This window comes from Streptomyces mexicanus (assembly GCF_902506575.1).
Lineage (GTDB): Bacteria > Actinomycetota > Actinomycetes > Streptomycetales > Streptomycetaceae > Streptomyces > Streptomyces mexicanus.
The window spans coordinates 2,011,604-2,036,464 of the sequence record NZ_LR732544.1 but is presented as its reverse complement, the minus strand read 5'-3'; the positions used below and the strand labels follow the sequence as shown (position 1 = coordinate 2,036,464).

Annotated in this window: 21 protein-coding genes; 8 read left to right on the top strand and 13 right to left on the bottom strand. The window is 71.3% G+C overall.

What is annotated here, in order from left to right:
- Positions 1–278 precede the first annotated feature (278 nt).
- Positions 279–944 (bottom strand): TetR/AcrR family transcriptional regulator, encoded by a 666-nt coding sequence (locus tag GV126_RS09150; RefSeq protein WP_028425529.1) that lies wholly within the window; start codon positions 942–944, stop codon positions 279–281.
- A 200-nt stretch (positions 945–1,144) separates the two neighbouring features.
- Here GV126_RS09150 and GV126_RS09145 point away from each other — a divergent pair, with 200 nt between their 5' ends.
- Both GV126_RS09145 and GV126_RS09140 read left to right on the top strand, forming a co-directional pair.
- On the top strand, positions 1,145–2,038 hold the full coding sequence (locus GV126_RS09145; RefSeq protein ID WP_159664326.1) for a shikimate dehydrogenase: 894 nt from the start codon (positions 1,145–1,147) through the stop codon (positions 2,036–2,038).
- Positions 2,039–2,088: 50 nt separating this feature from the next.
- Entirely contained in the window at positions 2,089–3,876 is a 1,788-nt protein-coding gene (locus GV126_RS09140; protein ID WP_159664324.1) for a bifunctional sugar phosphate isomerase/epimerase/4-hydroxyphenylpyruvate dioxygenase family protein, read from the top strand.
- Between the two features lie 123 nt (positions 3,877–3,999).
- Here the strand turns inward: GV126_RS09140 and GV126_RS09135 are convergent, their stop codons facing one another.
- The 7 genes from GV126_RS09135 to tkt form a co-directional block, all read right to left on the bottom strand.
- Complete coding sequence (locus GV126_RS09135; protein WP_159664322.1) at positions 4,000–4,593, bottom strand: histidine phosphatase family protein; 594 nt, start codon at positions 4,591–4,593, stop codon at positions 4,000–4,002.
- 6 nt (positions 4,594–4,599) lie between these two features.
- Complete coding sequence (gene gnd, locus GV126_RS09130) at positions 4,600–5,478, bottom strand: phosphogluconate dehydrogenase (NAD(+)-dependent, decarboxylating) (protein WP_159673471.1); 879 nt, start codon at positions 5,476–5,478, stop codon at positions 4,600–4,602.
- A gap of 15 nt (positions 5,479–5,493) precedes the next feature.
- Positions 5,494–7,134 carry a glucose-6-phosphate isomerase gene (gene pgi / locus GV126_RS09125; RefSeq protein ID WP_159664320.1) on the bottom strand — a complete coding sequence of 547 codons (1,641 nt, stop codon included), beginning with the start codon at positions 7,132–7,134 and terminating at the stop codon, positions 5,494–5,496.
- Position 7,135: 1 nt separating this feature from the next.
- On the bottom strand, positions 7,136–8,062 hold the full coding sequence (gene opcA / locus GV126_RS09120; RefSeq protein ID WP_159664318.1) for a glucose-6-phosphate dehydrogenase assembly protein OpcA: 927 nt from the start codon (positions 8,060–8,062) through the stop codon (positions 7,136–7,138).
- The gene (gene zwf, locus GV126_RS09115; protein WP_159673469.1) at positions 8,059–9,678 is read right to left on the bottom strand and encodes a glucose-6-phosphate dehydrogenase; all 1,620 of its coding nucleotides are present in this window, start codon (positions 9,676–9,678) and stop codon (positions 8,059–8,061) included. Before zwf (GV126_RS09115) ends, opcA (GV126_RS09120) begins: the two co-directional genes overlap by 4 nt.
- A 92-nt stretch (positions 9,679–9,770) precedes the next feature.
- Positions 9,771–10,940, bottom strand: a complete 1,170-nt coding sequence (gene tal, locus GV126_RS09110) for a transaldolase (RefSeq protein ID WP_159664316.1) — start codon at positions 10,938–10,940, stop codon at positions 9,771–9,773.
- A gap of 19 nt (positions 10,941–10,959) precedes the next feature.
- Complete coding sequence (gene tkt, locus GV126_RS09105) at positions 10,960–13,035, bottom strand: transketolase (protein WP_159664314.1); 2,076 nt, start codon at positions 13,033–13,035, stop codon at positions 10,960–10,962.
- A gap of 166 nt (positions 13,036–13,201) precedes the next feature.
- Here tkt and GV126_RS09100 point away from each other — a divergent pair, with 166 nt between their 5' ends.
- The gene (locus GV126_RS09100; RefSeq protein ID WP_159664312.1) at positions 13,202–14,134 is read left to right on the top strand and encodes a helix-turn-helix domain-containing protein; all 933 of its coding nucleotides are present in this window, start codon (positions 13,202–13,204) and stop codon (positions 14,132–14,134) included.
- 69 nt (positions 14,135–14,203) lie between these two features.
- On the opposite strand, the gene GV126_RS09095 is transcribed toward GV126_RS09100, so the two are convergent.
- Entirely contained in the window at positions 14,204–15,628 is a 1,425-nt protein-coding gene (locus GV126_RS09095) for a glycoside hydrolase family 16 protein (RefSeq protein ID WP_236569929.1), read from the bottom strand.
- 325 nt (positions 15,629–15,953) lie between these two features.
- On the opposite strand from GV126_RS09095, the gene gap reads away from it, so the two are divergent.
- The 5 genes from gap (at position 15,954) to GV126_RS09070 (ending at position 20,075) form a co-directional block, all read left to right on the top strand.
- The gene (gap, locus tag GV126_RS09090; RefSeq protein ID WP_159664310.1) at positions 15,954–16,961 is read left to right on the top strand and encodes a type I glyceraldehyde-3-phosphate dehydrogenase; all 1,008 of its coding nucleotides are present in this window, start codon (positions 15,954–15,956) and stop codon (positions 16,959–16,961) included.
- Positions 16,962–17,124: 163 nt separating this feature from the next.
- Positions 17,125–18,336 (top strand): phosphoglycerate kinase, encoded by a 1,212-nt coding sequence (locus tag GV126_RS09085; RefSeq protein WP_028422635.1) that lies wholly within the window; start codon positions 17,125–17,127, stop codon positions 18,334–18,336.
- Positions 18,337–18,341: 5 nt separating this feature from the next.
- Positions 18,342–19,118, top strand: a complete 777-nt coding sequence (tpiA, locus tag GV126_RS09080) for a triose-phosphate isomerase (RefSeq protein WP_159664308.1) — start codon at positions 18,342–18,344, stop codon at positions 19,116–19,118.
- A 164-nt stretch (positions 19,119–19,282) separates the two neighbouring features.
- On the top strand, positions 19,283–19,519 hold the full coding sequence (gene secG / locus GV126_RS09075) for a preprotein translocase subunit SecG (RefSeq protein ID WP_159664306.1): 237 nt from the start codon (positions 19,283–19,285) through the stop codon (positions 19,517–19,519).
- A 220-nt stretch (positions 19,520–19,739) separates the two neighbouring features.
- Entirely contained in the window at positions 19,740–20,075 is a 336-nt protein-coding gene (locus tag GV126_RS09070) for an RNA polymerase-binding protein RbpA (RefSeq protein WP_078066843.1), read from the top strand.
- Between the two features lie 264 nt (positions 20,076–20,339).
- On the opposite strand, the gene pgl is transcribed toward GV126_RS09070, so the two are convergent.
- From pgl to tal (GV126_RS09050), 4 genes are read right to left on the bottom strand one after another with little or no spacing between them, the layout of a single operon-like run.
- Positions 20,340–21,122 carry a 6-phosphogluconolactonase gene (pgl, locus tag GV126_RS09065; RefSeq protein WP_159664304.1) on the bottom strand — a complete coding sequence of 261 codons (783 nt, stop codon included), beginning with the start codon at positions 21,120–21,122 and terminating at the stop codon, positions 20,340–20,342.
- Positions 21,119–22,213: a glucose-6-phosphate dehydrogenase assembly protein OpcA gene (opcA, locus tag GV126_RS09060; RefSeq protein WP_159664302.1), complete on the bottom strand. Its 1,095-nt coding sequence runs from the start codon at positions 22,211–22,213 to the stop codon at positions 21,119–21,121. Before opcA (GV126_RS09060) ends, pgl begins: the two co-directional genes overlap by 4 nt.
- Positions 22,210–23,733, bottom strand: a complete 1,524-nt coding sequence (gene zwf / locus GV126_RS09055) for a glucose-6-phosphate dehydrogenase (RefSeq protein WP_159664300.1) — start codon at positions 23,731–23,733, stop codon at positions 22,210–22,212. The genes opcA (GV126_RS09060) and zwf (GV126_RS09055) overlap by 4 nt, the downstream gene beginning before the upstream one ends.
- Before the next feature lie 4 nt (positions 23,734–23,737).
- Positions 23,738–24,856 (bottom strand): transaldolase, encoded by a 1,119-nt coding sequence (gene tal, locus GV126_RS09050; RefSeq protein WP_159664298.1) that lies wholly within the window; start codon positions 24,854–24,856, stop codon positions 23,738–23,740.
- Positions 24,857–24,861 lie beyond the last annotated feature (5 nt).

Below are 24,861 nucleotides of genomic sequence, written 5' to 3'. Positions count from 1 at the left end.
CGGACACGGCGGCTCCTTCGGGCGGACTCCGGTCCGGCCTCGTCGTCGGGCGGCCGGGCCTGGGCGGAGTGAGCGGAATACGGAACAACAGGACGCGGGGAGAGGGCCGGACGGGGCGGGATGGGACCGGTTCGGCTAATTAACCCACTGGGTAGTTAGTAGCGGTGGGTGGGATGTTGCGCCCGTGTGTCCGCCGTGTCAAGAGGGGCGGCTCGCGAACGACCGCGCGGGCGTCCTCGCACACGGCTGCGCGAACGGTCACGGGGACGACTGCCCGGTCACTCCCCGGCGCGCTCCGCCGTGAGGTAGGCGATCACCATGTCGCCGAGCATGGTGCGGTAGTGCTCGCGCCGCGCCGGATCGACCAGGTCGCGGTCGAACAGGGCGCCGAAGGTGGGCCGGTTGGCGACCCGGAAGAAGCAGAACGAGCTGATCATCGCGTGCAGGTCGACGGCGTCCACGTCCGCCGTGAACAGCCCCGAGGCCCGCCCGGCCGCCAGGATGCGGCGGATCACGTCCAGCGCCGGGGAGCCGATCTTTCCCAGCTTCTCGGAGGCGGCGATGTGCTCGGCGCCGTGGATGTTCTCGATGGACACCAGGCGGATGAAGTCCGGGTGCCGCTCGTGGTGGTCGAACGTCAGCTCGGCCAGGCGCCGGATCGCCGCGACCGGGTCCAGGTGGTCGACGTCCAACTGCTGCTCGGCCTCGCGGATCACGCCGTACGCCCGCTCCAGCACGGCCGTGAACAGCTGTTCCTTGCCGCCGAAGTAGTAGTAGATCATCCGCTTGGTGGTGCGGGTGCGGGCGGCGATCTCGTCCACGCGGGCCCCGTCGTAGCCGGCCCGGGCGAACTCCTGTGTGGCCACGTCGAGGATCTCGGCCCGGGTGCGGGCGGCGTCGCGGGTGCGCGCGCCGGGACGTGCCGGTTCGTCGACGCTGGTCATCACGGTCCTTCAGGTCGTCACGCAAGGGGGCGCGTGCGCCCTCGGCAACGGGGGAGTGCGGGCGCGCCGTCTGGCTCGTGATTGTAGAAGCAGGGCTTCACCGCCCGGGTGGGGTCTTTCCCGGGGGCCGTCCGGCTGATATAGCTAACGTACTAGTTCGTACATTAGCTCTCAGTGCTGCCCGCTCAGGAGGTCCCGCCGTGGCCAAGGACGCTTATCTCGTCGGACTGATCGGTTCCGGCATCGGCCCCTCGCTCAGCCCGGCGCTGCACCAGCGGGAGGCCGACCGCCTGGGCCTGCGGCTGCTGTACCGGCTCATCGACATCGACACCCTCGGCGTGCGCCCCGAGGCGGTCGGCGACCTGGTGCGCTCCGCCCGCGACCTCGGTTTCGACGGGCTCAACATCACCCACCCGTGCAAGCAGCTCGTCCTGGAGCACCTGGACGCCCTCGATCCGCAGGCCGAGGCGCTGGGCGCGGTCAACACCGTCGTCTTCGACGGCGGCCGGGCCACCGGCCACAACACCGACGTCACCGGTTTCGCCGCCTCCTTCGCGCGCGGCCTGCCCGACGCGCCGCTGGAGCGCGTGGTGCAGCTCGGCGCGGGCGGGGCCGGCGCGGCCGTCGCCCACGCGACGCTGACCCTGGGGGCCGAACACGTCACCGTCGTGGACGCGGTGCCCGAACGGGCCGCCGCCCTCGCCGGCTCCCTGTGCCGCCACTTCGGCGCCGGCCGCGCCGCCGCGGCCGGCCCGGACGCGCTCGCGGGCCTGCTCGCCGCGGCGGACGGCGTCGTGCACGCCACCCCGACCGGCATGGCCGCCCACCCCGGCATGCCCTTCCCGGCCGAGCTGCTGCACCCCGGCCTGTGGGTCGCCGAGGTCGTCTATCGCCCGCTGGAGACCGAACTGCTGCGCACCGCTCGCGCGGCCGGCTGCGCCACGCTCGACGGCGGCGGCATGGCCGCCTTCCAGGCCGCCGACGCCTTCCGCCTGTTCACCGGCCGGGAGCCGGACGGCGCCCGGATGCTCGCCGACCTGCGCACCCTCACCGAGCGGGAGCCCGCCGACGGCCCAGCCCTGGCGGGCCAGTAGCGCGGCCGACGGACAGCAACAGCAACAGCAGGAGCAGGAGAGGTATCCAGGTGCGTACGTCCATCGCCACCGTCTCGCTGAGCGGCTCTCTCACCGAGAAGCTCACCGCCGCCTCCCGGGCCGGCTTCGACGGCGTGGAGATCTTCGAGAACGATCTGCTCGCCGCCCCGCTCGCCCCCGAGGAGATCCGCGCCCGCTGCGCCGACCTCGGCCTCGCCATCGAGCTGTACCAGCCGATGCGGGACATCGAAGCCGTACCGAAGGCCGAGTTCGCCCGCAACCTGCGCCGCGCCCGGCACAAGTTCGAGCTGATGCGCAGGCTCGGCGCCGACACCGTCCTGGTCTGCTCCAGCGTCGCCCCCACGGCCGTCGACGACGACGCGCTGGCCGCCGAGCAGCTGAGCGAACTGGCCGATCTCGCGCAGGACTTCGGCATCCGCGTCGCCTACGAGGCACTCGCCTGGGGGCGGCACGTGAGCACCTACGACCACGCCTGGCGCATCGTCGAGGCGGCCGGTCACCCCGCGCTCGGCACCTGCCTGGACAGCTTCCACATCCTCTCCCGGGGCTCGGACCCGAAGGGCATCGAGGACATCCCCGGCGAGAAGATCTTCTTCCTCCAGCTCGCGGACGCCCCGCAGCCGGCCATGGACGTGCTCCAGTGGAGCCGCCACCACCGCTGCTTCCCGGGCCAGGGCGGCTTCGACGTCGCCGGACTGCTGCGGCACGTGCTGCGCGCCGGCTACACCGGCCCGCTGTCCCTGGAGGTCTTCAACGACGTCTTCCGGCAGGCCGAGGCCGGCCCGACGGCGATCGACGCCCACCGCTCGCTGCTCGCCCTGCAGGAGGCCGTCGGCGTCGTGGAGCTGCCCGAGCCCGTCGTGCCGACCGGCATCGCCTTCACCGAGCTGGTCACGCCGGACGCCGAGCCGGTCGCCGCGGTGCTGGCCGCCTTGGGCTTCGTCCGCGCCGCACGGCACCGCGGCAAGCCCGTCGACCTCTGGCAGCGCGGCGAGGCCCGGATCCTGGTCAACACCGGCCCCGCCGCACGCCGTGAGGGCACCCGGCTCGCCGCGATCGGCCTGGAGACCCCGGACCCGGCGGGCGCGGCCCGCCCCGCCCAGGCCCTGCTCGCCCCCCTCCTGCCGCGCCGCCGCGCCCCCGAGGACGCCCCGCTGGAGGCGGTGGCCGCCCCCGACGGCACGGAACTGTTCTTCGGCGCGACGAGCCGGGCCGGCCTGCCCGACTGGCGCGCCGACTTCGACGACCTCGCGGACGCCGACCCCGCCGAGGGGGGCCGTATCGACCACCTCGCCCTCACCCAGCCCTGGCACCACTTCGACGAGGCGGCCCTGTTCCACCGCACGGTGCTGGGCCTGGACGCGCAGGACAGCGTCGACGTCGCCGACCCGTACGGGCTGCTGCGCAGCCGGGCGGTCACGAACGCCGACGGCACCGTCCGGATCGCCCTCGGCGTCGGCGCGGCCCCCGTCGACGACACCGTGCACGCCCAGCACATCGCGCTCGCCACCGACGACGTGGTCGCCGCCGCCCGCCGCTTCCGCGCCGCCGGCGGCCGCCTCCTGCCGATCCCGGCGAACTACTACGAGGACCTGGCGGCCCGCTACGAGCTGCCCGCCGACGACCTGGAAACCTACCGCGACCTCGGCATCCTCTACGACCGGGACGCGGGCGGCGCCTTTTGCCACTGCTACACCGAGACGGTGGGCCGCGTCTTCTTCGAGCTGGTCCAGCGCGATCCCGGCTACGCCGGCTACGGCGCCGCGAACGCCTCCGTCCGGCTGGCCGCCCAGCACTCCCACCGCCCGGCCCGCTGACGCGACCGACGCCGGATGCCGGCCTCGCCCGCGTGACACACCGCGGCCCGGGCCACCGCACAGGTGGCCCGGGCCGGGTGAAAGAGCCGAGGAACCCCGGAGGAAACCTCAGGAAGGAAGAGGCTACGGCCGCGTGTTCCACTCCGCGATCACCGGACGCCCGTGCTCCGTGGACAGCCGGCTGACCGTGCCCGTCTCCAGCCGGAACAGCCGTCCCTCGGCGGGCGGCAGGCCCAGCCTGCGGGCGGTGAGCACCCGCAGGAAGTGCGCGTGCGCCACCAGGACCACATCGCCGTCGTCCCGCGCGAGCGCCGCGTCGACGCGGGCGAGCACCCGGTCGGCGCGCCGCCCGACCTCCTCGGGCGACTCGCCCGGGTGGCCGTCCGGGCCGGGCACCACTCCGTCCGTCCACAGGTCCCAGCCGGGGCGGGTGCGGTGGATGTCGTCCGTGGTCACGCCCTCGTAGCCGCCGTAGTCCCACTCGTGAAGGTCGGCGTCGGGCACCGCGCCGGTCAGGCCCGCCAGTTCGGCGGTGCGCACGGCGCGGGCGAGCGGGCTGGTGCGCACCGCCGCGTAGGTCCGGCCGGACAGGAGCGAAGCGAGCGACTTGGCCTGTTCCTCGCCGTGCCGGGTCAGCGGCAGATCGGTGTAGCTGGTGTGCTGCCCCGACACGCTCCACTCCGTCTCGCCGTGGCGGACCAGCAGCAGGTCCCCCACGGCGGGTCAGCCCTTCTTCTCGACGGCGTGGCCGCCGAACTGGGTGCGCAGCGCCCCGATCATCTTCATCTGCGGCGAGTCCTCCTGGCGGGAGGGGAACCGGGCGAGGAGGGGGGCGGTGATCGCGGGCAGCGGCACGGCGTTGTCGATGGCGGCCTCGACGGTCCAGCGGCCCTCGCCGGAGTCCTCGGCGTAGCCGCGCAGCTTCTCCAGGTGCTCGTCCTCGTCGAGGGCGTTGACCGCGAGGTCCAGCAGCCAGGAGCGGATGACGGTGCCCTCCTGCCAGGAGCGGAAGATCTCCCGGACGTTGTCGACGGAGTCGACCTTCTCCAGCAGCTCCCAGCCCTCGGCGTAGGCCTGCATCATCGCGTACTCGATGCCGTTGTGGACCATCTTCGCGAAGTGCCCGGCGCCCACCTTGCCGGCGTGGACGTAGCCGTAGGGGCCCTCCGGCTTGAGCGCGTCGAAGATCGGCCGCAGCCGGTCGACGTGCTCCTTGTCGCCGCCGACCATCAGCGCGTAGCCGTTCTCCAGGCCCCACACGCCGCCGGAGACGCCGGCGTCGACGAAGCCGATGCCGCGGGCGTGCAGCTGCTTGGCGTGCTTGACGTCGTCGGTCCAGCGGGAGTTGCCGCCGTCCACGACGAGGTCGCCGGGCTTGAGCAGGGTCGCCAGCTGGTCGATGACGTGCTGGGTGGCGCCGCCGGCCGGGACCATGACCCACACCACGCGGGGCTGGGGGAGCTGGTCGACCAGGTCGACCATGCTGGGCACGTCGCTCAGCTCGGGATTGCGGTCGTAGCCGATGACGGTGTGGCCGGCGTTGCGCAGACGCTCGCGCATGTTGCCGCCCATCTTGCCGAGGCCGATGAGGCCCATCTGCATCGCTGCCATGTCAGCTCACTTCCTCAGGGTGCGGTAGGCGGCCACGAGGGCGGCGGTGGAGGGGTCGAGACCGGGCACGTCGGCGCCTTCGGTCAGGGCGGGCTCGACGCGCTTGGCCAGGACCTTGCCGAGTTCGACACCCCACTGGTCGAAGGAGTCGATGTTCCAGATCGCGCCCTGGACGAACACCTTGTGCTCGTACAGCGCGATCAGCTGGCCGAGCACGGACGGGGTCAGCTCGGTCGCCAGGATGGTGGTCGTGGGGTGGTTGCCGTGGAAGGTGCGGTGCGCGACCTGCTCCTCGGCGACCCCCTCGGCCCGCACGTCCTCGGCGCTCTTGCCGAAGGCGAGGGCCTGCGTCTGGGCGAAGAAGTTCGCCATCAGCAGGTCGTGCTGGGCCTTGAGGTCGTCGCTCAGCTCGGCCACGGGCCGCGCGAATCCGATGAAGTCCGCCGGGATGAGCTTGGTGCCCTGGTGGATGAGCTGGTAGTAGGCGTGCTGGCCGTTGGTGCCCGGCGTGCCCCACACCACCGGACCGGTCTGCCACTGGACCGGCTCGCCGTCGCGCTGCACGGACTTGCCGTTGGACTCCATGTCCAGCTGCTGCAGATAGGCGGTGAACTTCGACAGGTAGTGGCTGTAGGGGAGCACCGCATGGGTCTGGGCGTCGTGGAAGTTGCCGTACCAGATGCCCAGCAGGCCCAGGATCAGCGGGGCGTTGGCCTCCGCCGGGGCGGTGCGGAAGTGCTCGTCGACCAGGCGGAAGCCGTCGAGCATCTCACGGAAGCGGTCCGGGCCGATGGCGACCATCAGCGACAGGCCGATGGCGGAGTCGTAGGAGTAGCGGCCGCCGACCCAGTCCCAGAACTCGAACATGTTGGCGGTGTCGATGCCGAACTCGGTGACCTTCTCCGTGTTCGTCGACAGGGCCACGAAGTGCTTCGCCACGGCCTTCTCGTCGCCGCCGAGCCCGGCGAGCAGCCAGGAGCGGGCCGAGGTGGCGTTGGTGATGGTCTCGATCGTGGTGAAGGTCTTGGAGGCGACGATGAACAGCGTCTCGGCCGGGTCCAGGTCGCGGGTGGCCTCGTGCAGGTCGGCGCCGTCGACGTTGGAGACGAACCGGACCGTCAGATCCCGGTCGGTGAACGCCCGCAGCGCCTCATAGGCCATCGCGGGGCCCAGGTCGGAGCCGCCGATGCCGATGTTGACGACGTTCTTGATGCGCTTGCCGGTGTGGCCGGTCCACTCCCCGGACCGCACCCGGCCGGCGAAGTCGCTCATCCTGTCCAGCACGGCGTGGACCTTGGGCACGACGTTCTCGCCGTCGACCTCGATCACCGCGTCCGCCGGGGCGCGCAGCGCGGTGTGCAGCACGGCCCGGTGCTCGGTGAGGTTGATCTTCTCGCCGCGGAACATCGCGTCCCGCAGGCCGAAGACGTCGGTCGCCGCGGCCAGGTCCCGCAGCAGGGCCAGCGTCTCGTCGGTGACCAGGTGCTTGGAGTAGTCGATGTGGAGGTCTCCGACGCGCACCGTGTAGCGCTCGGCGCGGGAGGGGTCCGCCGCGAACAGCTCACGCAGATGCGGCTGCGACCGGTCGCGGTGGTCCTGCAGCGCGGTCCACTCCGGCCGCTGGGTGAGCTTGGGGGTGTCGGACATGTCAGACGGTCTCCTTGATGGGCTCGCCGCGCAGGGCGACGGCGTACATCTCGTCGGCGTCGAGGCGGCGCAGCTCCTCGGCGATGAGTTCGGAGGTGGGGCGCACCTTCAGCGCGAGCGTACGCGAGGGCTGCCCCGGCAGGGTGAGGGTGGCCAGCGGGCCGGCCGGCCGGTCCACGACGATGTCGCCGGTCGCCGTGGACAGGCGGACGGTGGTCACGAACGGGCCCTGGCTGGGCACGCGGTCGACCGTGACGCCGAGGCGCGCCTGGAGCCAGCGGGCCAGCAGTTCCGCGCTGGGGTTGTCCGGTTCGGCCTCCACGGCCGCGGAGGTCACCTCCACCCGGGCCTGGTCGAGCGCGGCGGCGAGCATCGAACGCCACAGCGTCAGCCGCGTCCAGGCCAGGTCGGTGTCGCCCGGCGCGTAGTTGCGCGCCCGGGTCTGCAGGACCTCCAGCGGGCGCTCGAAGGCGTACAGGTCGGTGATGCGGCGCTGGGCCAGCGCGCCCAGCGGGTCGGCGGCGGGGTTGTCGGGCGCCTCCACCGGCCACCACACCACGACCGGCGCGTCCGGCAGCAGCAGCGGCAGGACCACCGAGTCGGCGTGGTCGGAGACCTCGCCGTAGGTGCGCAGCACCACCGTCTCGCCGGTGCCGGCCTCGGAGCCGACGCGGACCTCCGCGTCCAGCCGGGAGTGGGTGCGGTCGCGCAGGGTCCGCGCGTGCCGCTTGATGACGACCAGGGTGCGCGAGGGGTGCTCGCGCGAGGCGTCCTGGGCCGCCTTGATCGAGTCGTAGGCGTTCTCCTCGTCCGTGACGATGACGAGGGTCAGGACCATGCCCACGGCGGGGGTGCCGATGGCACGGCGGCCCTGCACCAGCGCCTTGTTGATCTTGCTTGCCGTGGTGTCGGTCAGGGCGATCTTCATGGCCTGCGCCAGCTCCGTCCGTCTCGTGCGAGCATCTCGTCGGCTTCCCGCGGACCCCACGTCCCCGAGGCGTACTGGGCGGGCCTGCCGTGCTCGTCCCAGTACCGCTCGATCGGGTCGAGGATCTTCCAGGACTCTTCCACTTCCTGGTGACGGGGGAACAGGTTGGCGTCACCCAGCAGCACGTCCAGGATCAGGCGCTCGTACGCCTCCGGGCTGGACTCGGTGAAGGACTCGCCGTAGGCGAAGTCCATCGTCACGTCCCGGATCTCCATCGACGTGCCCGGCACCTTGGAGCCGAACCGGACCGTCATGCCCTCGTCCGGCTGGACGCGGATCACGATGGCGTTCTCGCCCAGTTCCTCGGTGGCGGTGGAGTCGAAGGGGGAGTGCGGGGCCCGCTTGAAGACCACCGCGATCTCGGTGACCCGGCGGCCCAGCCGCTTGCCGGTGCGCAGGTAGAACGGCACTCCCGCCCAGCGGCGGTTGTCGATGCCCAGCTTGATCGCCGCGTAGGTGTCGGTCTTGGAGGCCGGGTCGATCCCCTCCTCCTGGAGGTAGCCGGGCACCTTCGCGCCGCCCTGCCAGCCCTCGGCGTACTGGGCGCGCACCGTGTGGGCGCCCAGGTCCTCCGGCAGCCGCACCGACTTGAGCACCTTCAGCTTCTCGGTGAGCAGCGCCTCGGCGTCGAAGGCGATGGGTTCCTCCATCGCGGTGAGCGCCATCAGCTGCAGCAGGTGGTTCTGGATGACGTCCCGGGCGGCGCCGATGCCGTCGTAGTAGCCGGCCCGGCCGCCGATGCCGATGTCCTCGGCCATGGTGATCTGGACGTGGTCGACGTAGCTGCGGTTCCAGATCGGCTCGTACATCTGGTTGGCGAAGCGCAGCGCCAGGATGTTCTGGACGGTCTCCTTGCCCAGGTAGTGGTCGATGCGGAAGACCTGCTCCGGGTCGAAGACGTCGTGCACGATCCGGTTCAGCTCCCGGGCGCTGGCCAGGTCGTGACCGAACGGCTTTTCGATGACGGCGCGCCGCCAGGAGCCCTCGGGGGCCTGGGCCAGACCGTGCTTCTTGAGCTGCTGCACGACCTTGGGGAAGAACTTCGGCGGCACCGAGAGGTAGAAGGCGAAGTTGCCGCCCGTGCCCCGGGAGGCGTCCAGCTCCTCCACGGCGTCCTTGAGCTGCTTGAACGCCGTGTCGTCGTCGAAGTCACCGGGGATGAACCGCATGCCCTCGGTCAGCTGGTGCCAGACCTCCTCGCGGAACGGCGTGCGGGCGTGCTCCTTGACCGCCTCGTACACCACCTGCGCGAAGTCCTGGTTCTCCCAGTCGCGGCGGGCGAAGCCGACCAGGGAGAAGCCCGGCGGCAGCAGGCCGCGGTTGGCCAGGTCGTACACGGCCGGCATCAGCTTCTTGCGGGACAGGTCACCGGTGACGCCGAAGATGACCAGTCCGGACGGCCCCGCGATGCGCGGCAGCCGGCGGTCGGAGGGGTCGCGCAGCGGATTCACCCAGTCGGCGGCAGGCTGCACCGGCACCCGCACCTCGGACGGCGCGGGCGCCTCCTTCGGCGCGGCGGGCGCGGCCGGCTCGTGGGTCTGCGCCGCGGCCTGCATGGCCTTCGGGCTCGGCTCCTCGGTGCCCACGGCGGCGTCCGGGGACGGGCCTGTGGCCGCGTCCCGCGCCGCCGGCTCGGCGGGCTTCTTGCTCATTCCGCGTCAACTCCCTTGCTGTCCATGGACTTGGTCACCGCGTCCAGCAGGTCCTGCCAGGCCTTGTCGAACTTGGCGACGCCCTCGTCCTCCAGCTGCTGGACGACCTCGTCGTAGGAGATCCCCAGCCGCTCGACCGCCGCCAGGTCGGCGCGGGCCTGCTCGTAGCCGCCGGTCACCGTGTCACCGGTGATGTCGCCGTGGTCGGCGGTGGCGTTCAGCGTGGCCTCCGGCATGGTGTTCACCGTGCCCGGGGCGACCAGCTCGTCCACATACAGGGTGTCCTTGTACGCCGGATCCTTCACCCCGGTGGAGGCCCACAGGGGGCGCTGCGGGTGCGCGCCGGCCGCCGCAAGCGCGGCGAACCGCTCACCGGCCGGGGTCGCACCGCTCGCGGAACCGAACACCTGCTCGTATGCCGCGTACGCCAGCCGCGCGTTCGCCAGCGCCGCGCGGCCCTTGAGCGCCAGGGCCTCCTCGGTGCCCAGCAGGGTCAGCCGCTTGTCGATCTCGGTGTCGACGCGGGAGACGAAGAAGGAGGCCACGGAGTGGATCGCCGACAGGTCCAGGCCCGCGGCACGCGCCTTCTCCAGGCCGGCGAGGTAGGCGTCCATCACCTCGCGGTAGCGCTCCAGGGAGAAGATCAGCGTCACGTTGACACTGATACCCGCCGCGAGTACCTCGGTGATGGCCGGCAGGCCCGCCCGGGTGGCCGGGATCTTGATCATGACGTTCGGGCGGTCCACCAGCCAGGCCAGCTGCTTGGCCTCGGCGACGGTGGCCACGGTGTCGTGCGCCAGGCGCGGGTCGACCTCGATGGAGACCCGGCCGTCGCGGCCGCCGGTCGCCTCGTAGACCGGGCGCAGCACGTCGGCGGCGGCGCGCACGTCGGCGGTGGTCATCATCCGCACGGCCTCGTCGACCGTGACCCCGCGCACCGCCAGGTCGGCGAGCTGCTCCTCGTAGCCCTCGCCGGAGCCGATGGCGGCCTGGAAGATCGACGGGTTGGTGGTGACACCCACGACATTCTTCGTCTCGACCAGCTCGGCGAGGTTGCCCGAGTCGATCCGGCGGCGCGAGAGGTCGTCCAGCCAGATCGACACGCCCTGGTCGGACAGGCGCCCCAGCGCCCCGGCGGTCGTGGTTGCTTCGGTCACAGTGATCATCTTCCTTGTTGCGTTCGGATCATGCGCGCGCGGCGGCCAGGGATGCGCGGGCCGCAGCGGCGACGTTCTCGGCGGTGAAGCCGTACTCGGCGAACAGGGTCTTGGCGTCGGCGGAGGCACCGAAGTGCTCCAGGGACACGATCCGCCCGGCGTCACCCACATAGCGGTACCAGGTCAGTCCGATGCCGGCCTCCACGGCGACCCGCGCCCGCACCGACGGCGGCAGCACCCGCTCGCGGTACGCCTGCGGCTGCTCCTCGAACCACTCCACGGACGGCATCGACACCACCCGGGTGCCGATCCCCTCGGCCTCCAGCGCCTCCCGGGCCGCCACCGCGAGCTGCACCTCGGAGCCGGTGGCGATGAGGATGACCTCCGGCTCGGGCGTGGAGGACTCCCGCAGCACGTAGCCGCCCTTGGCCGCGTCCGGGTTCGGCGCGTAGGTCGGCACGCCCTGGCGGGTCAGCGCCAGCCCGTGCGGGGCCGGGTGGGTGGCGTGCCGCTTGAGGATCTCGATCCAGGCGATGGCGGTCTCGTTGGCGTCGGCCGGACGGACCACGTTCAGGCCCGGGATGGCGCGCAGCGAGGCCAGGTGCTCCACCGGCTGGTGGGTGGGGCCGTCCTCGCCCAGGCCGATGGAGTCGTGCGTCCAGACGTACGTCACCGGCAGCTGCATCAGCGCGGACAGGCGCACGGCGTTGCGCATGTAGTCGGAGAACACCAGGAAGGTGCCGCCGTAGATGCGGGTGTTGCCGTGCAGGGCGATGCCGTTCATCTCCGCGGCCATGGAGAACTCGCGGATGCCGAAGTGGACTGTGCGGCCGTAGGGGCTGGCCCCCGGCAGCGGGTTGCCCTCCGGCAGGAACGAGGAGGTCTTGTCGATGGTGGTGTTGTTGGAGCCGGCGAGGTCGGCGGAGCCGCCCCACAGCTCGGGGATCACCGCGCCGAGCGCCTGGAGCACCTTGCCGGAGGCGGCGCGGGTGGCGACGGACTTGCCCTCCTCGAAGACCGGGACGACGTCCTCCCAGCCCTCGGGCAGCTGCCCGGCCAGGATCCGGTCCAGCAGCGTGGCGCGCTCGGGCTGGGCGTCGCGCCACGCGGCGAGCTGCTTGTCCCAGGCGGCGTGCGCCTCGGCGCCCCGGTCCAGGGCCTGCCGGGTGTGGGCGAGGACGTCCCCGTCCACCTGGAAGGTCTGCTCGGGGTCGAAGCCCAGGACCCGCTTGGTGGCGGCGACCTCGTCCTCGCCGAGGGCCGAGCCGTGCGCGGCCTCGGTGTTCTGCGCGTTCGGGGCCGGCCAGGCGATGATCGTGCGCATCGCGATGATCGAGGGGCGCTCGGTCTCGGCCTTGGCCGCCGTCAGCGCCTCGTACAGGGCGCGCACGTCGATGTCGCCGTTCTCGGCCGGCTCGATGCGCTGGGTGTGCCAGCCGTAGGCCTCGTACCGCTTCAGCACGTCCTCGGAGAACGCGGTGGCGGTGTCGCCCTCGATGGAGATGTGGTTGTCGTCGTAGAGGAAGACGAGGTTGCCGAGCTTTTGGTGGCCGGCGAGCGAGGAGGCCTCCGCGGAGACGCCCTCCTGAAGGTCGCCGTCGGAGACGATCGCCCAGATCGTGTGGTCGAAGGGGGAGGTGCCCTCGGGGGCGTCCGGGTCGAACAGGCCGCGCTCGTAGCGGGCGGCCATCGCCATGCCCACCGCCATCGCGACACCCTGGCCCAGCGGGCCGGTGGTGGTCTCCACCCCGGCCGTGTGCCCGTACTCCGGGTGACCGGGCGTCTTCGAGCCGTAGGTGCGGAACGCCTTCAGGTCGTCCAGCTCCAGCTCGTATCCGGCCAGGTAGAGCTGGGTATAGAGGGTCAGCGAGGTGTGGCCGGGGGAGAGGACGAACCGGTCACGGCCGGTCCACTCCGGGTCCGCCGGGTCGTGCCGCATCACCTTCTGGAAAAGGGTGTACGCGGCCGGGGCGAGGCTCATCGCCGTGCCGGGGTGGCCGTTGCCCACCTTCTGCACGGCATCGGCCGCCAGCAGACGGGCGGTGTCCACGGCACGCCGGTCGAGGTCGGTCCACTCGAAGCGCTCGGTTGTGTGCTCGCTCATCTTCAAGAAGTCCTCGGAAGAAGGAGGGGATGCTGCCGTACGCGTTCAAACTTAAAAGTCTGACTTTTTGGCGTGAAGGTCTCCGTGTGTCAGCCTGTGGTGAAAGTGGGACACCCCGCGACGGACGAGCCCGCCCGGCGGGCGGTCAAGGCGGTACGAGAGGGACATGACGGACGCAATCACCCAGGGCGGAGCCGACCCCGGGAGCGAGGACGACGGCGCGGACGGCGACCCGGTCGACCAGATCAGGACCTTCCCCTTCCCGGTCGACCTCAGCCTCGCCGGCGTCGGGCTCCAGGTGGGCCCCATGGGCACCGGGCGCACCTGGCACGCCGAGGCTCCTTTGCACCGAGTCCACCGCATCGACTTCCACGTGGTCATGCTCTTCAGCGAAGGCCCCGTGCGGCACATGATCGACTTCGCCGAGTACGAGGCCGCGGCGGGCGATGTGCTGTGGATCCGCCCCGGACAGGTCCATCGCTTCTCCCGCGCCGACGAGTACCGCGGAACCGTCCTGACCATGCAGCCCGGCTTCCTGCCCCGCGCCACGGTCGAGGCCACCGGCCTGTACCGCTACGACCTGCCGCCCCTGCTCCACCCCGACGACGCCCAGCGCGCCGCCCTCCAGGCCGCCCTCGCCCAGCTGCGCCGCGAGTACGAGGACACCGAGACCCTCCCGCTGAGCCTGCACACCGCGGTGCTGCGCCACTCGCTCACCGCGTTCCTGCTGCGCCTGGCCCACCTCGCCGCCAGCGCGGCCACGGCGACCCGGCCGCAGACCGACACCACTTTCACCCTGTTCCGCGACGCGGTCGAGAAGGGCTTCACCACCAACCACAGCGTCAGCGCCTACGCCGACGCCCTCGGCTACTCCCGCCGCACTCTGGTCCGCGCCGTGCGCGCCGCCACCGGCGAGACGCCCAAGAGCTTCATCGACAAACGGGTCGTGCTGGAGGCCAAGCGCCTGCTCGCCCACACCGACCTGCCCATCGGCCGGGTCGGCGCCGCCGTTGGCTTCCCCGACGCGGCCAACTTCTCCAAGTTCTTCCAGCTGCACACCGGGCAGACGCCGGTGGCGTTCCGCGCCGAGATGCGCTGAGGACGCGGCACGCCGCGGACACGACACAGGGGCCCCGTGAGCGAACGGGGCCCCTGTGCGCGGGACGGCTCAGTGGCCGAAGTCGAACCAGTTGACGTTCACGAAGTCGGCCGGCTGGCCGCTGGTGAAGGTCAGGTACACGTCGTGCGTGCCGGTCACCGCGGAGATGTTCGCCGGCACCGTCCGCCAGGACTGCCAGCCGCCGGTGTTCGCCACCGCGAAACTGCCGATCGGCGCGTTGGAACGGCTGTCCAGGCGCACCTCGACCAGCCCGCTGACCCCGCTCGCCGCGCCGCTGGCGACCCGGGCGTAGAACTGATTCGCCGCCGTCGAGCCGAAGTTCACGCCCTTGTACAGGGCCCAGTCGCCGTTGGCCAGGGAGCCGAGGTCCTGGCCGCCGCCGCTGTCCGTGGTGGCCTCGGCGACCACGCCGCTCTGGGCGTCGTACGACTCCGCCTGCACGGGGCTGTAGGCGTCGCGGTTGCCGGTGGGCGGGGGAGTGGTGCCGCCCCCGCCGCCGGACTGCAGCACCCGGACGTAGTCCACGGTCATCGGGTGGCCGGGCTCGGTGCCGCTGTCCGGACCGCCGCCGAACGCTCCGGGGAAGCCGCCGCCCATGGCCACGTTCAGGATGACGAAGTAGCCGTGCTGGGTGGCGTTCGCCCAGGTCGTCGCGTCGACCTGGGTGGCCTTGACCGTGTGGAAGGTGACGCCGTCGACGGAGAAGCGGATCTCCTCGGGGCTGGTGGAGCGGTCCCACTCCATCGCGTAGGTGTGGAAGCCGGCCTGGCAGGTGGCGCCGGGGCAGGACGTCGAACCGCCGATGCCGGTGGTCTCGTTGCAGGGACCGCCGGGGTTGGTGCCGCAGTGCATGGTGGCCCAGTCGGTGTTCAGGCCCTGGACGTTCTCCATGATGTCCAGCTCGCCGACGCCCGGCCAGTTCCAGTAGTTGCCGCGGAAGGGCGAGCCCAGCATCCAGAACGCGGGCCAGTAGCCCTTGGCGGCGGCGCCGGTGACGTTCGGCAGCTGGATCCGGGCCTCCACGCGCAGCTTGCCGCCGGCCGGCGGCTGGAAGTCGGTGCGGGTGGTCTCGATACGGCCCGACGTCCAGTGGCCGGAGGCGTCCCGGCGGGGCGTGATGAGCAGGTTGCCGCTGCCGTCCAGGGCGACGTTGCTCGTGGACGAGGTCATCGTCTCCACCTCGCCGGTGCCCCAGTTGGCGGCGCCGCCCGGGTAGGAGGTGCCGGTGTCGTACTGCCAGTTGGCGGTGTTGACGCCGGAGCCGGCGGGGCCGTCGAAGTCGTCCAGGAACGCCGCACCCCCGCGCCCCCGAGGCGGCGGCGCGGGTCCGCCTGTACCGCATCTGGGGATTCCCGGATCTTCCGGCGTGTCGCCGTCGTCCTCGGGGCACCCGGTCCCTGCGTGCGCCGGGGCGCCGGCGGGGTGGCTCCGCAGGTGGCCGGCGCGTGCCGCGGGCGCCGCGACCGTCCGCATTCCGGTCGCCGGGACCTGTCCTCGACGGGCGGCCGGACGGCCTCGGCGAGAGGCCCGGGACGGCGCGTCTCATGTGAGACGAGGCGCTCACGAAAGAGTGATCAATACGGTCAACCCGCCACCGACATCCGTAACGAAATGGAGTGATCCGGACGCTCGTGCGAGCGCCCCGTACCTCTACTGATCGGTATGAAGCGCCGCGCTTTTCGCGGGGCGTCCGAATGTCACTTACGACGCCCCAGAGGGGTAGGGTCGGGGGTGGTCGGGGACATCCCAAAACAGCTCGCCGGCGTCGAAACCGGCGTACCAACGAGGAGATCGGTTCGTGACGATCCGCGTAGGCATCAACGGCTTTGGCCGCATCGGTCGTAACTACTTCCGCGCGCTGCTGGAGCAGGGTGCAGACATCGAGATCGTGGCTGTCAACGACCTGGGTGACACCGCGACCACCGCTCACCTGCTGAAGTACGACACCATCCTCGGGCGCCTCAAGCAGGAGGTCTCCCACACCGAGGACACCATCACCGTCGACGGCAAGACCATCAAGGTCCTCTCCGAGCGCAACCCGGCCGACATCCCCTGGGGTGAGCTGGGCGTGGACATCGTCATCGAGTCCACCGGCATCTTCACCAAGAAGGAAGACGCCGAGAAGCACCTCGCCGGCGGCGCGAAGAAGGTCATCATCTCCGCGCCGGCGAAGAACGAGGACGTCACCATCGTCATGGGCGTCAACCAGGACAAGTACGACGCCGCCAACCACAACGTCATCTCCAACGCCTCCTGCACCACCAACTGCGTGGCGCCGATGGCGAAGGTCCTCGACGAGAACTTCGGCATCGTCAAGGGCCTGATGACGACGGTGCACGCGTACACCAACGACCAGCGCATCCTGGACTTCCCGCACAAGGACCTGCGCCGGGCCCGCGCCGCCGCCGAGAACATCATCCCGACCACCACCGGCGCCGCCAAGGCCACCGCCCTGGTGCTGCCGCAGCTCAAGGGCAAGCTGGACGGCATGGCCATGCGCGTCCCGGTGCCCACCGGCTCGGTCACCGACCTGGTCGTCGAGCTGTCCCGCGAGGTCACCAAGGAAGAGGTCAACGCCGCCTTCCAGAAGGCCGCCGAGGGCGAGCTGAAGGGCATCCTCGAGTACACCGAGGACCCGATCGTCTCCTCCGACATCGTCAACGCCCCGGCGTCCTGCACCTTCGATTCCTCCCTGACCATGGTCCAGGAGGGCAAGAACGTGAAGGTCATCGGTTGGTACGACAACGAGTGGGGCTACTCCAACCGCCTCGTCGACCTGACGGTCTTCGTCGGCAACCAGCTCTGATCGGCCGAAGCAGGCACTCGATGTGACACCAGGGCTCGGGCAGCGCACCACGGCGCGGTCCGGGCCCTGACGCACGTACGGCGGGCCGGCACCTCCGGCCCGCGTGCACACCGATCGCTCAGCCCTCGTACGATCAAGAGCCCCTCCTCAGGAGTCCCATTCCATGAAGACGATCGACGAACTTCTCTCCGAAGGCGTGGACGGCAAGCGGGTCTTCGTCCGCGCCGACCTCAACGTGCCGCTGGCCGACGGTGTCATCACCGACGACGGCCGCATCCGCGCCGTGCTGCCCACCGTCAAGGCGCTGGCCGAGGCGGGCGCCAAGGTGGTCGTGGCCTCGCACCTGGGCCGCCCCAAGGGCGCCCCGGACCCGGCCTTCTCGCTGCTGCCCGCCGCCGAACGGCTCGGCGAACTCCTCGGCGCGCCCGTGGCCTTCGCCCAGGACACCGTCGGCCCCGCCGCCCACGACGCCGTGGACGGCCTGCAGCCCGGCCAGGTCGCGGTCATCGAGAACCTGCGCTTCAACCCCGGCGAGACGTCCAAGGACGACGCCGAGCGCGGCGCCTTCGCCGACCGGCTCGCCGCCCTCGCGGACGTCTACGTCGGCGACGGCTTCGGCGCGGTGCACCGCAAGCACGCCTCCGTCTACGACCTCCCGGCCCGCCTGCCGCACTACGCCGGCTACCTCATCGCCACCGAGGTCGGCGTCCTGAAGAAGCTCACCGAGGACGTCCAGCGGCCTTACGTCGTCGCGCTCGGCGGCGCCAAGGTCTCCGACAAGCTCGCCGTCATCGACCAGCTGCTCGGCAAGGCCGACCGCCTGCTCATCGGCGGCGGCATGGCCTACACGTTCCTCAAGGCCAAGGGGTACGAGGTCGGCAAGTCGCTCCTGCAGGAGGACCAGATCCCGGTCGTCAAGGAGTACATGGAGCGCGCCGAGAAGTCCGGCGTCGAGCTGGTCCTGCCGGTGGACGCGATGGTCTCGCCCGACTTCCCGGACCTGAAGACCAAGGCCCCGGCGAACCCGACCGCCGTCGCCGCGGACGCCATCCCGGCCGACCAGGAGGGCCTGGACATCGGCCCGGAGACCCGCACGCTGTACGCCGCCAAGCTCGCCGACGCCGCCACCGTCTTCTGGAACGGCCCGATGGGCGTCTTCGAGCACCCGGACTTCGCCGAGGGCACCAAGGCCGTCGCCCAGGCCCTGGTCGACTCCAAGGGCTTCACCGTCGTCGGCGGTGGTGACTCCGCCGCCGCCGTCCGCACGCTCGGCTTCGACGAGTCGGCGTTCGGCCACATCTCGACCGGCGGCGGCGCCTCCCTCGAATACCTCGAGGGCAAGACGCTCCCCGGCCTCGCCGCACTGGAGGACTGACCTCAATGACCACCCGCACGCCGCTGATGGCGGGCAACTGGAAGATGAACCTCAACCACCTCGAGGCCATCGCGCACGTCCAGAAGCTCGCCTTCGCCCTGGCCGACAAGGACTACGACGCCGTCGAGGTCGCCGTCCTGCCGCCCTTCACCGACCTGCGCTCGGTGCAGACCCTGGTCGAGGGCGACAAGCTGAAGATCAAGTACGGCGCCCAGGACATCTCGCAGCACGACTCGGGCGCCTATACCGGCGAGATCTCCGGCCCGATGCTGGCCAAGCTCAAGTGCACGTACGTGGTGATCGGCCACTCCGAGCGCCGGCAGTACCACAACGAGACCGACGAGCTGGTCAACGCCAAGGTCAAGGCCGCCTACAAGCACGGCCTGACCCCGATCCTGTGCGTCGGCGAGGAGCTGGAGGTCCGCGACGCGGGCCACCACGTCGCCCACACCCTCGCCCAGGTCGAGGGCGGTCTGAAGGACCTCCCGGCCGAGCAGGCCGAGACCATCGTGATCGCCTACGAGCCGGTGTGGGCCATCGGCACCGGCAAGGTCTGCGGCGCCGAGGACGCCCAGGAGGTCTGCGCGGCGATCCGCGGCAAGATCGCCGAGCTGTACTCCCAGGACGTGGCCGACAAGGTCCGCATCCAGTACGGCGGCTCCGTGAAGTCCGGCAACGTCGCCGAGATCATGGCGCAGGCCGACATCGACGGAGCCCTGGTCGGTGGCGCCTCGCTGGACGCCGACGAGTTCGTCAAGATCGTCCGGTTCCGCGAGCAGTGAGCCGGACCGGCGCGGCCGGCGGCGGCCCGGCCGTGAGTAGGCGGTAGCGGCGATCCGTCGTACGCTGTGCGGGGGCCGCGGGCTCGGACGGTGAGCGGCTAAGCTCACCGGACAAGAGCTTCGGCCCCCGTCGTCCATCCGAGTCCGAGGAAGTTGGTCCAGCCGTGGTTTTGGGGTTCTCGATCGCCCTGATCGTCTTCAGCCTGCTGCTGATGCTGCTGGTGCTGATGCACAAGGGGAAGGGCGGCGGCCTCTCCGACATGTTCGGTGGCGGTATGCAGTCCTCCGTCGGCGGCTCCTCGGTCGCCGAGCGCAACCTCGACCGCATCACCGTGGTGATCGGTGTGCTGTGGGTCGCCTGCATCGTGGTCCTCGGCATCCTGATGAAGAGCAACAGCTGACCGCGGACCGCCCGACGGCGAGCCCCGCACGGTCCGAACGAGAAGCCCCATGGTCGGTACGCGCCCCGCGGCGCGGCCTATCATGGGGCTTGCGTCTGGGAGCGGGGCCGTTGTAACTCCAATCACTGGACGCGCGTTGGGCCTTACGTAGACTGAGGCGCTCGCGGCGAAGCGGAACGCCGACTCGCTTCGCGGCACCATCACGCAGGGAGTTACGACCGTGGCAAGTGGCAACGCGATCCGAGGAAGCCGGGTCGGGGCGGGGCCGATGGGCGAGGCCGAGCGCGGCGAGTCCGCGCCGCGGCTGCGCGTCTCCTTCTGGTGCTCCAACGGGCACGAGACGCAGCCGAGCTTCGCCAGCGACGCGCAGGTCCCCGACACCTGGGACTGCCCGCGCTGCGGCTTCCCGGCCGGACAGGACCGGGACAACCCGCCGGACCCGCCGCGCACCGAGCCGTACAAGACGCATCTGGCGTACGTGCGGGAGCGGCGCAGCGACGCGGACGGCGAGGCGATCCTCGCCGAGGCGCTCGCCAAACTGCGCGGCGAGATCTAGGAACTGACGACCGGCCAGGTTGCCCATGGGCAACCTGGCCGGACGCGGTTTGCCCGCCGCCCGGCGCTCACCGGGCCACCCGGAACCCCCGGCCGCACGAAGATGTACCCCGGTCATGCGTGAGGGCGGGACGGGCCGATGTGCAGCCCGTCCCGCCCTCGACGGCCGTCGGACCTGTCGGCCCGTCAGGCCTTCGCACCTGACACTGCCTCAGGCCCTTCAGGCCCTTCAGGCCCTTTAGCTCCGGCAGGCCCGGCAGGTTCCTCAGGCCGAGGCCGGCGGATACAGCGACCGCGGCAGCTGCGAGGCCGCCGCCGTGTCCAGGAGCCACAGGGTGCGGGCCCGGCCGTAGGCGCCCGCGGCGGGGGCCTGGATCTCGCCCGCGCCCGACAGGGCCATCGCCACCGCGTTGGCCTTGTCCTCGCCCGCCGCCAGCAGCCACACCTCGCGGGCGGAGCGGATCGCGGGCAGGGTGAGCGAGATACGGGTGGGCGGCGGCTTCGGGGAGCCGTGCACGCCGATCACCGTGCGCTCGGTCTCCCGCACCCCCGGGTGCTCCGGGAACAGGGAGGCCACGTGCGTGTCCGGGCCCACGCCGAGCATCAGCACGTCGAAGGTCGGGACCGCGCCGTGGTTCTGCGGGCCGGCCGCGCGGGCCAGCTCCTCGGCGTAGGCCTCGGCCGCCGCCTCGACGTCCGTGCCGTAGGGGCCGTCCGACGCGGGCATGGCGTGCACGCGCTTGGGATCCAGCGGCACCGCGTCCAGCAGCGCCTGCCGGGCCTGCGTGACGTTGCGCTCGGGGTCGCCCTCCGGCAGGAACCGCTCGTCGCCCCACCACAGGTCGAGGCGGCCCCAGTCGATGGCGTCGCGGGCGGGCGCCGCGGCCAGCGCGGCGAGCACCCCGTTGCCGTTGCGGCCCCCGGTCAGGACCACGTTCGCCGAGCCCGTCGAGGCCTGCGCGTCCACGATCTTCGTGATCAGCCGGGCCGCGGCGGCCTGCGCCATCAGCTCCTTGTCACGGTGGACGACCAGTTGCGGAGTGCTCACTTCGCCGTCGCCTTCCGGTTCGGGGACTTCCGGGCGGTCTTGGCGGCCGCCCGCCGCGCGGGGGCCTTGACCGCCTCCTCCTCGGGTGTGGCCACCGCGACCGGCTCCTCGGCGGACACGGTGTCCTGAGCGGCCGCCGGGGAATCCGGCCGGTCCGCGGACGCCGGCCCGCCCAACCGGGACACGCCGTAGCGCAGCGCCGAGGCGTAGGTGTCGTCCGGGTCCAGCCGCCGCAGTTCCTCGGCGATCAGCTCGGCCGTCTCACGCCGCTTCAGCGCCACCGCGCGCTCCGGCTGCCCCTCGATGGACAGGGTGGCCAGCCGGCCGTCGGCCCGGTCCAGCGCGATCGGGCCGCAGGTGGTGTCCAGGCGGCCCGCGGTCAGCCCCGGCCCGGCGGACATCGAGCGCTTCACCGGCACGTCCAGCCGGTCCGCGAGCCACATCGCCAGCAGCTCGCAGCTCGGATTGAACTCCTCGCCCTCCACCTCCACGGACTTCACCTCGCAGGTGACCTGGTCCAGGGCCGCCGCCAGCATGGAGCGCCACGGCGTGATCCGGGTCCAGGCCAGATCCGTGTCGCCGGGGCTGTAGGCCTCGGCGCGCGCCGCCAGTTCCCGCAGCGGGTCCTCGCAGGCGTAGGTGTCGGTGACGCGGCGCTGCGCCAGCGCGCCCAGCGGATCCCTGGCCGGGTCCAGCGGGCCGTTCACCGGCCACCAGACGACGCCGGGCGCGTCCGGCAGCAGCAGCGGCAGCACGACCGACTGGGCGTGGTCGCAGACCTCGCCGTACAGCCGCAGGACCACCGTCTCGCCGGTGCCCGCGTCGGCGCCGACGCGGACCTCGGCGTCCAGCCGGGAGGAGGTGCGGTCGCGCAGGGTGCGCGAGACGCGCCGGATGACGACCAGCGTGCGGGAGGGGTGCTCGCGGGAGGCGTCACCGGCGGCCTTGAGCGCGTCGTAGGCGTTCTCCTCGTCGGTGACGATGACGAGGGTGAGCACCATGCCGACGGCCGGGGTGCCGATGGCGCGGCGGCCCTCCACCAGCGCCTTGTTGATCTTTCCGGCATTGGTGTCGGTCAGGTCTATCTTCATGGCCGGCGCCAGCTCCGTCCGTCTCGTGCGAGCATCTCGTCCGCCTCGGCGGGCCCCCACGTCCCGGACGGGTACTGCGCGGGCGTGCCGTGCGTGTCCCAGTACTCCTCGATCGGGTCGAGGATCTTCCAGGACAGCTCGACCTCCTCCGTGCGCGGGAAGAGGTTGGCGTCGCCCAGCAGCACGTCCAGGATGAGCCGCTCGTAGGCCTCCGGGCTGGACTCGGTGAAGGACTCGCCGTAGGCGAAGTCCATCGACACGTCCCGGATCTCCATGGACGTGCCCGGCACCTTGGAGCCGAAGCGCACGGTGACGCCCTCGTCGGGCTGGACGCGGATGACGACCGCGTTCTGGCCGAGCTCCTCCGTCGCCGTGGTGTCGAAGGGGGAGTGCGGGGCGCGCTGGAAGACGACCGCGATCTCGGTGACGCGGCGGCCCAGGCGCTTGCCGGTGCGCAGATAGAAGGGGACGCCCGCCCAGCGGCGGTTGTCGATCTCCAGCTTGATGGCCGCGTAGGTGTCGGTCTTCGACTTCTTGTCGATGCCCTCTTCCTCGAGGTAGCCGATGACCTTCTCACCGCCCTGCCAGCCGGCCGCGTACTGCCCGCGCACCGTCGAGGCGCCCAGGTCCTTGGGCAGCCGCACCGCGCCGAGGACCTTCTCCTTCTCCGCGGCGAGCGCGGCGGCGTCGAAGGAGGCCGGCTCCTCCATCGCGGTCAGGGCGAGCAGCTGCAGCAGGTGGTTCTGGATGACGTCCCGGGCGGCACCGATGCCGTCGTAGTAGCCGGCTCGGCCGCCGATGCCGATGTCCTCGGCCATGGTGATCTGCACATGGTCCACGAAGGACCGGTTCCAGATCGGCTCGAACATCTGGTTGGCGAAACGCAGCGCCAGGATGTTCTGGACGGTCTCCTTGCCCAGGTAGTGGTCGATGCGGAAGACCTGGTCCGGGGCGAACACCTCGTGGACGATGGCGTTGAGTTCCTCGGCGGACTTCAGGTCGTGCCCGAAGGGCTTCTCGATGACCGCGCGCCGCCAGGAGCCGCCGGTCTGCTCCGCCAGCTGGTGCTTCTTCAGCTGCTGGATCACCACGGGGAAGGACTTGGGCGGTACGGAGAGGTAGAAGGCGAAGTTGCCGCCCGTGCCCTGCGCCTTGTCCAGGTCCTCGATCGTGGCGCGCAGCCGTTCGAAGGCCTCGTCGTCGTCGAAGGTGCCCTGCACGAAACGCATGCCCTGGCTGAGCTGCTGCCAGACCTCCTCGCGGAACGGCGTGCGGGAGTGCTCCTTGACGGCATCGTGCACGACCTGGGCGAAGTCCTCGTCCTCCCAGTCGCGGCGGGCGAAGCCGACGAGCGAGAAGCCCGGCGGGAGCAGACCCCGGTTGGCGAGGTCGTACACGGCGGGCATCAGCTTCTTGCGGGACAGATCGCCCGTGACGCCGAAAATGACCAGGCCCGACGGCCCCGCGATACGCGGGAGCCGTCGGTCTGCGGGGTCACGCAGCGGGTTACCGCTGGTCAAGGTGTCAGCCCTCCGCGGGAGCGAGGCGCTCCAGCTCCGCCTCGGTCGACTTCAGCAGGTCGTTCCACGAGGACTCGAACTTCTCCACGCCCTCGTCCTCCAGGACCTGGACGACGTCGTCGTAGGAGATGCCGAGCTTCTCCAGCGCGTCCAGGTCGGCACGGGCCTGCTCGTAGGTGCCCTTGATCGCGTCGCCGCGGATCTCACCGTGGTCCTCGGTGGCCTGCAGCGTGGCCTCGGGCATGGTGTTCACCGTGTTCGGCGCGACCAGCTCCTCGACGTACATGGTGTCCTTGTACGCCTTGTCCTTCACACCGGTGGACGCCCACAGCGGACGCTGCCGGTTGGCGCCCGCGTTCTCCAGCGCGCTCCAGCGGTCCGAGGAGAAGACCTCCTCGTACGCCTGGTAGGCCAGGCGCGCGTTGGCCACGCCCGCCTTGCCGCGCAGCGCCTTGGCCTCGTCGGTGCCGAGCTCGTCGATGCGCCGGTCGATCTCGGTGTCCACGCGGGAGACGAAGAACGACGCCACCGAGTGGATCTTCGACAGGTCCAGGCCCTTCTCGCGGGCCTTCTCCAGACCCGTGAGGTAGGCGTCCATGACCTTGCGGTAGCGCTCCAGCGAGAAGATCAGCGTGACGTTGACGCTGATGCCGTTGGCGATCGTCTCGGTGATCGCCGGCAGACCCGCCTGGGTGGCCGGGATCTTGATGAGGGTGTTGGGGCGGTCCACCAGCCAGGCCAGCTGGCGGGCCTCGGCGACGGTCGCCCGGGTGTTGTGCGCCAGGCGCGGGTCGACCTCGATGGAGACCCGGCCGTCCTTGCCGTCGGTGGCGTCGAACAGCGGGCGCAGGATGTCGGCGGCGTCCCGGACGTCCGCCGTGGTGATCATGCGGATCGCCTCTTCCACGGTGACCTTGCGGGCGGCCAGGTCCGTCAGCTGCTGGTCGTAGCCGTCGCCCTGCGAGATCGCCTTCTGGAAGATCGTCGGGTTGGTGGTGACGCCCACGACGTGCTGCTGGTCGATCAGCTCGGCGAGGTTGCCGGACGTGATCCGCTTGCGCGACAGGTCGTCCAGCCAGATCGCGACGCCTTCGTCGGAGAGGCGCTTGAGTGCGTCTGTCATGGAAA

Coding starts and splice junctions, on each gene's coding strand:
- tpiA (WP_159664308.1), top strand. CDS start 18,342: ATGACCACCCGCACGCCGCTGATGGCGGGCAACTGGAAGATGAACCTC.
- GV126_RS09150 (WP_028425529.1), bottom strand. CDS start 944: ATGACCAGCGTCGACGAACCGGCACGTCCCGGCGCGCGCACCCGCGAC.
- tal (WP_159664316.1), bottom strand. CDS start 10,940: ATGATCACTGTGACCGAAGCAACCACGACCGCCGGGGCGCTGGGGCGC.
- GV126_RS09100 (WP_159664312.1), top strand. CDS start 13,202: ATGACGGACGCAATCACCCAGGGCGGAGCCGACCCCGGGAGCGAGGAC.
- opcA (WP_159664302.1), bottom strand. CDS start 22,213: ATGAAGATAGACCTGACCGACACCAATGCCGGAAAGATCAACAAGGCG.
- tal (WP_159664298.1), bottom strand. CDS start 24,856: ATGACAGACGCACTCAAGCGCCTCTCCGACGAAGGCGTCGCGATCTGG.
- GV126_RS09095 (WP_236569929.1), bottom strand. CDS start 15,628: ATGCGGACGGTCGCGGCGCCCGCGGCACGCGCCGGCCACCTGCGGAGC.
- opcA (WP_159664318.1), bottom strand. CDS start 8,062: ATGAAGATCGCCCTGACCGACACCACGGCAAGCAAGATCAACAAGGCG.
- pgi (WP_159664320.1), bottom strand. CDS start 7,134: ATGTCCGACACCCCCAAGCTCACCCAGCGGCCGGAGTGGACCGCGCTG.
- zwf (WP_159673469.1), bottom strand. CDS start 9,678: ATGCAGGCCGCGGCGCAGACCCACGAGCCGGCCGCGCCCGCCGCGCCG.
- gnd (WP_159673471.1), bottom strand. CDS start 5,478: ATGCAGATGGGCCTCATCGGCCTCGGCAAGATGGGCGGCAACATGCGC.
- tkt (WP_159664314.1), bottom strand. CDS start 13,035: ATGAGCGAGCACACAACCGAGCGCTTCGAGTGGACCGACCTCGACCGG.
- GV126_RS09085 (WP_028422635.1), top strand. CDS start 17,125: ATGAAGACGATCGACGAACTTCTCTCCGAAGGCGTGGACGGCAAGCGG.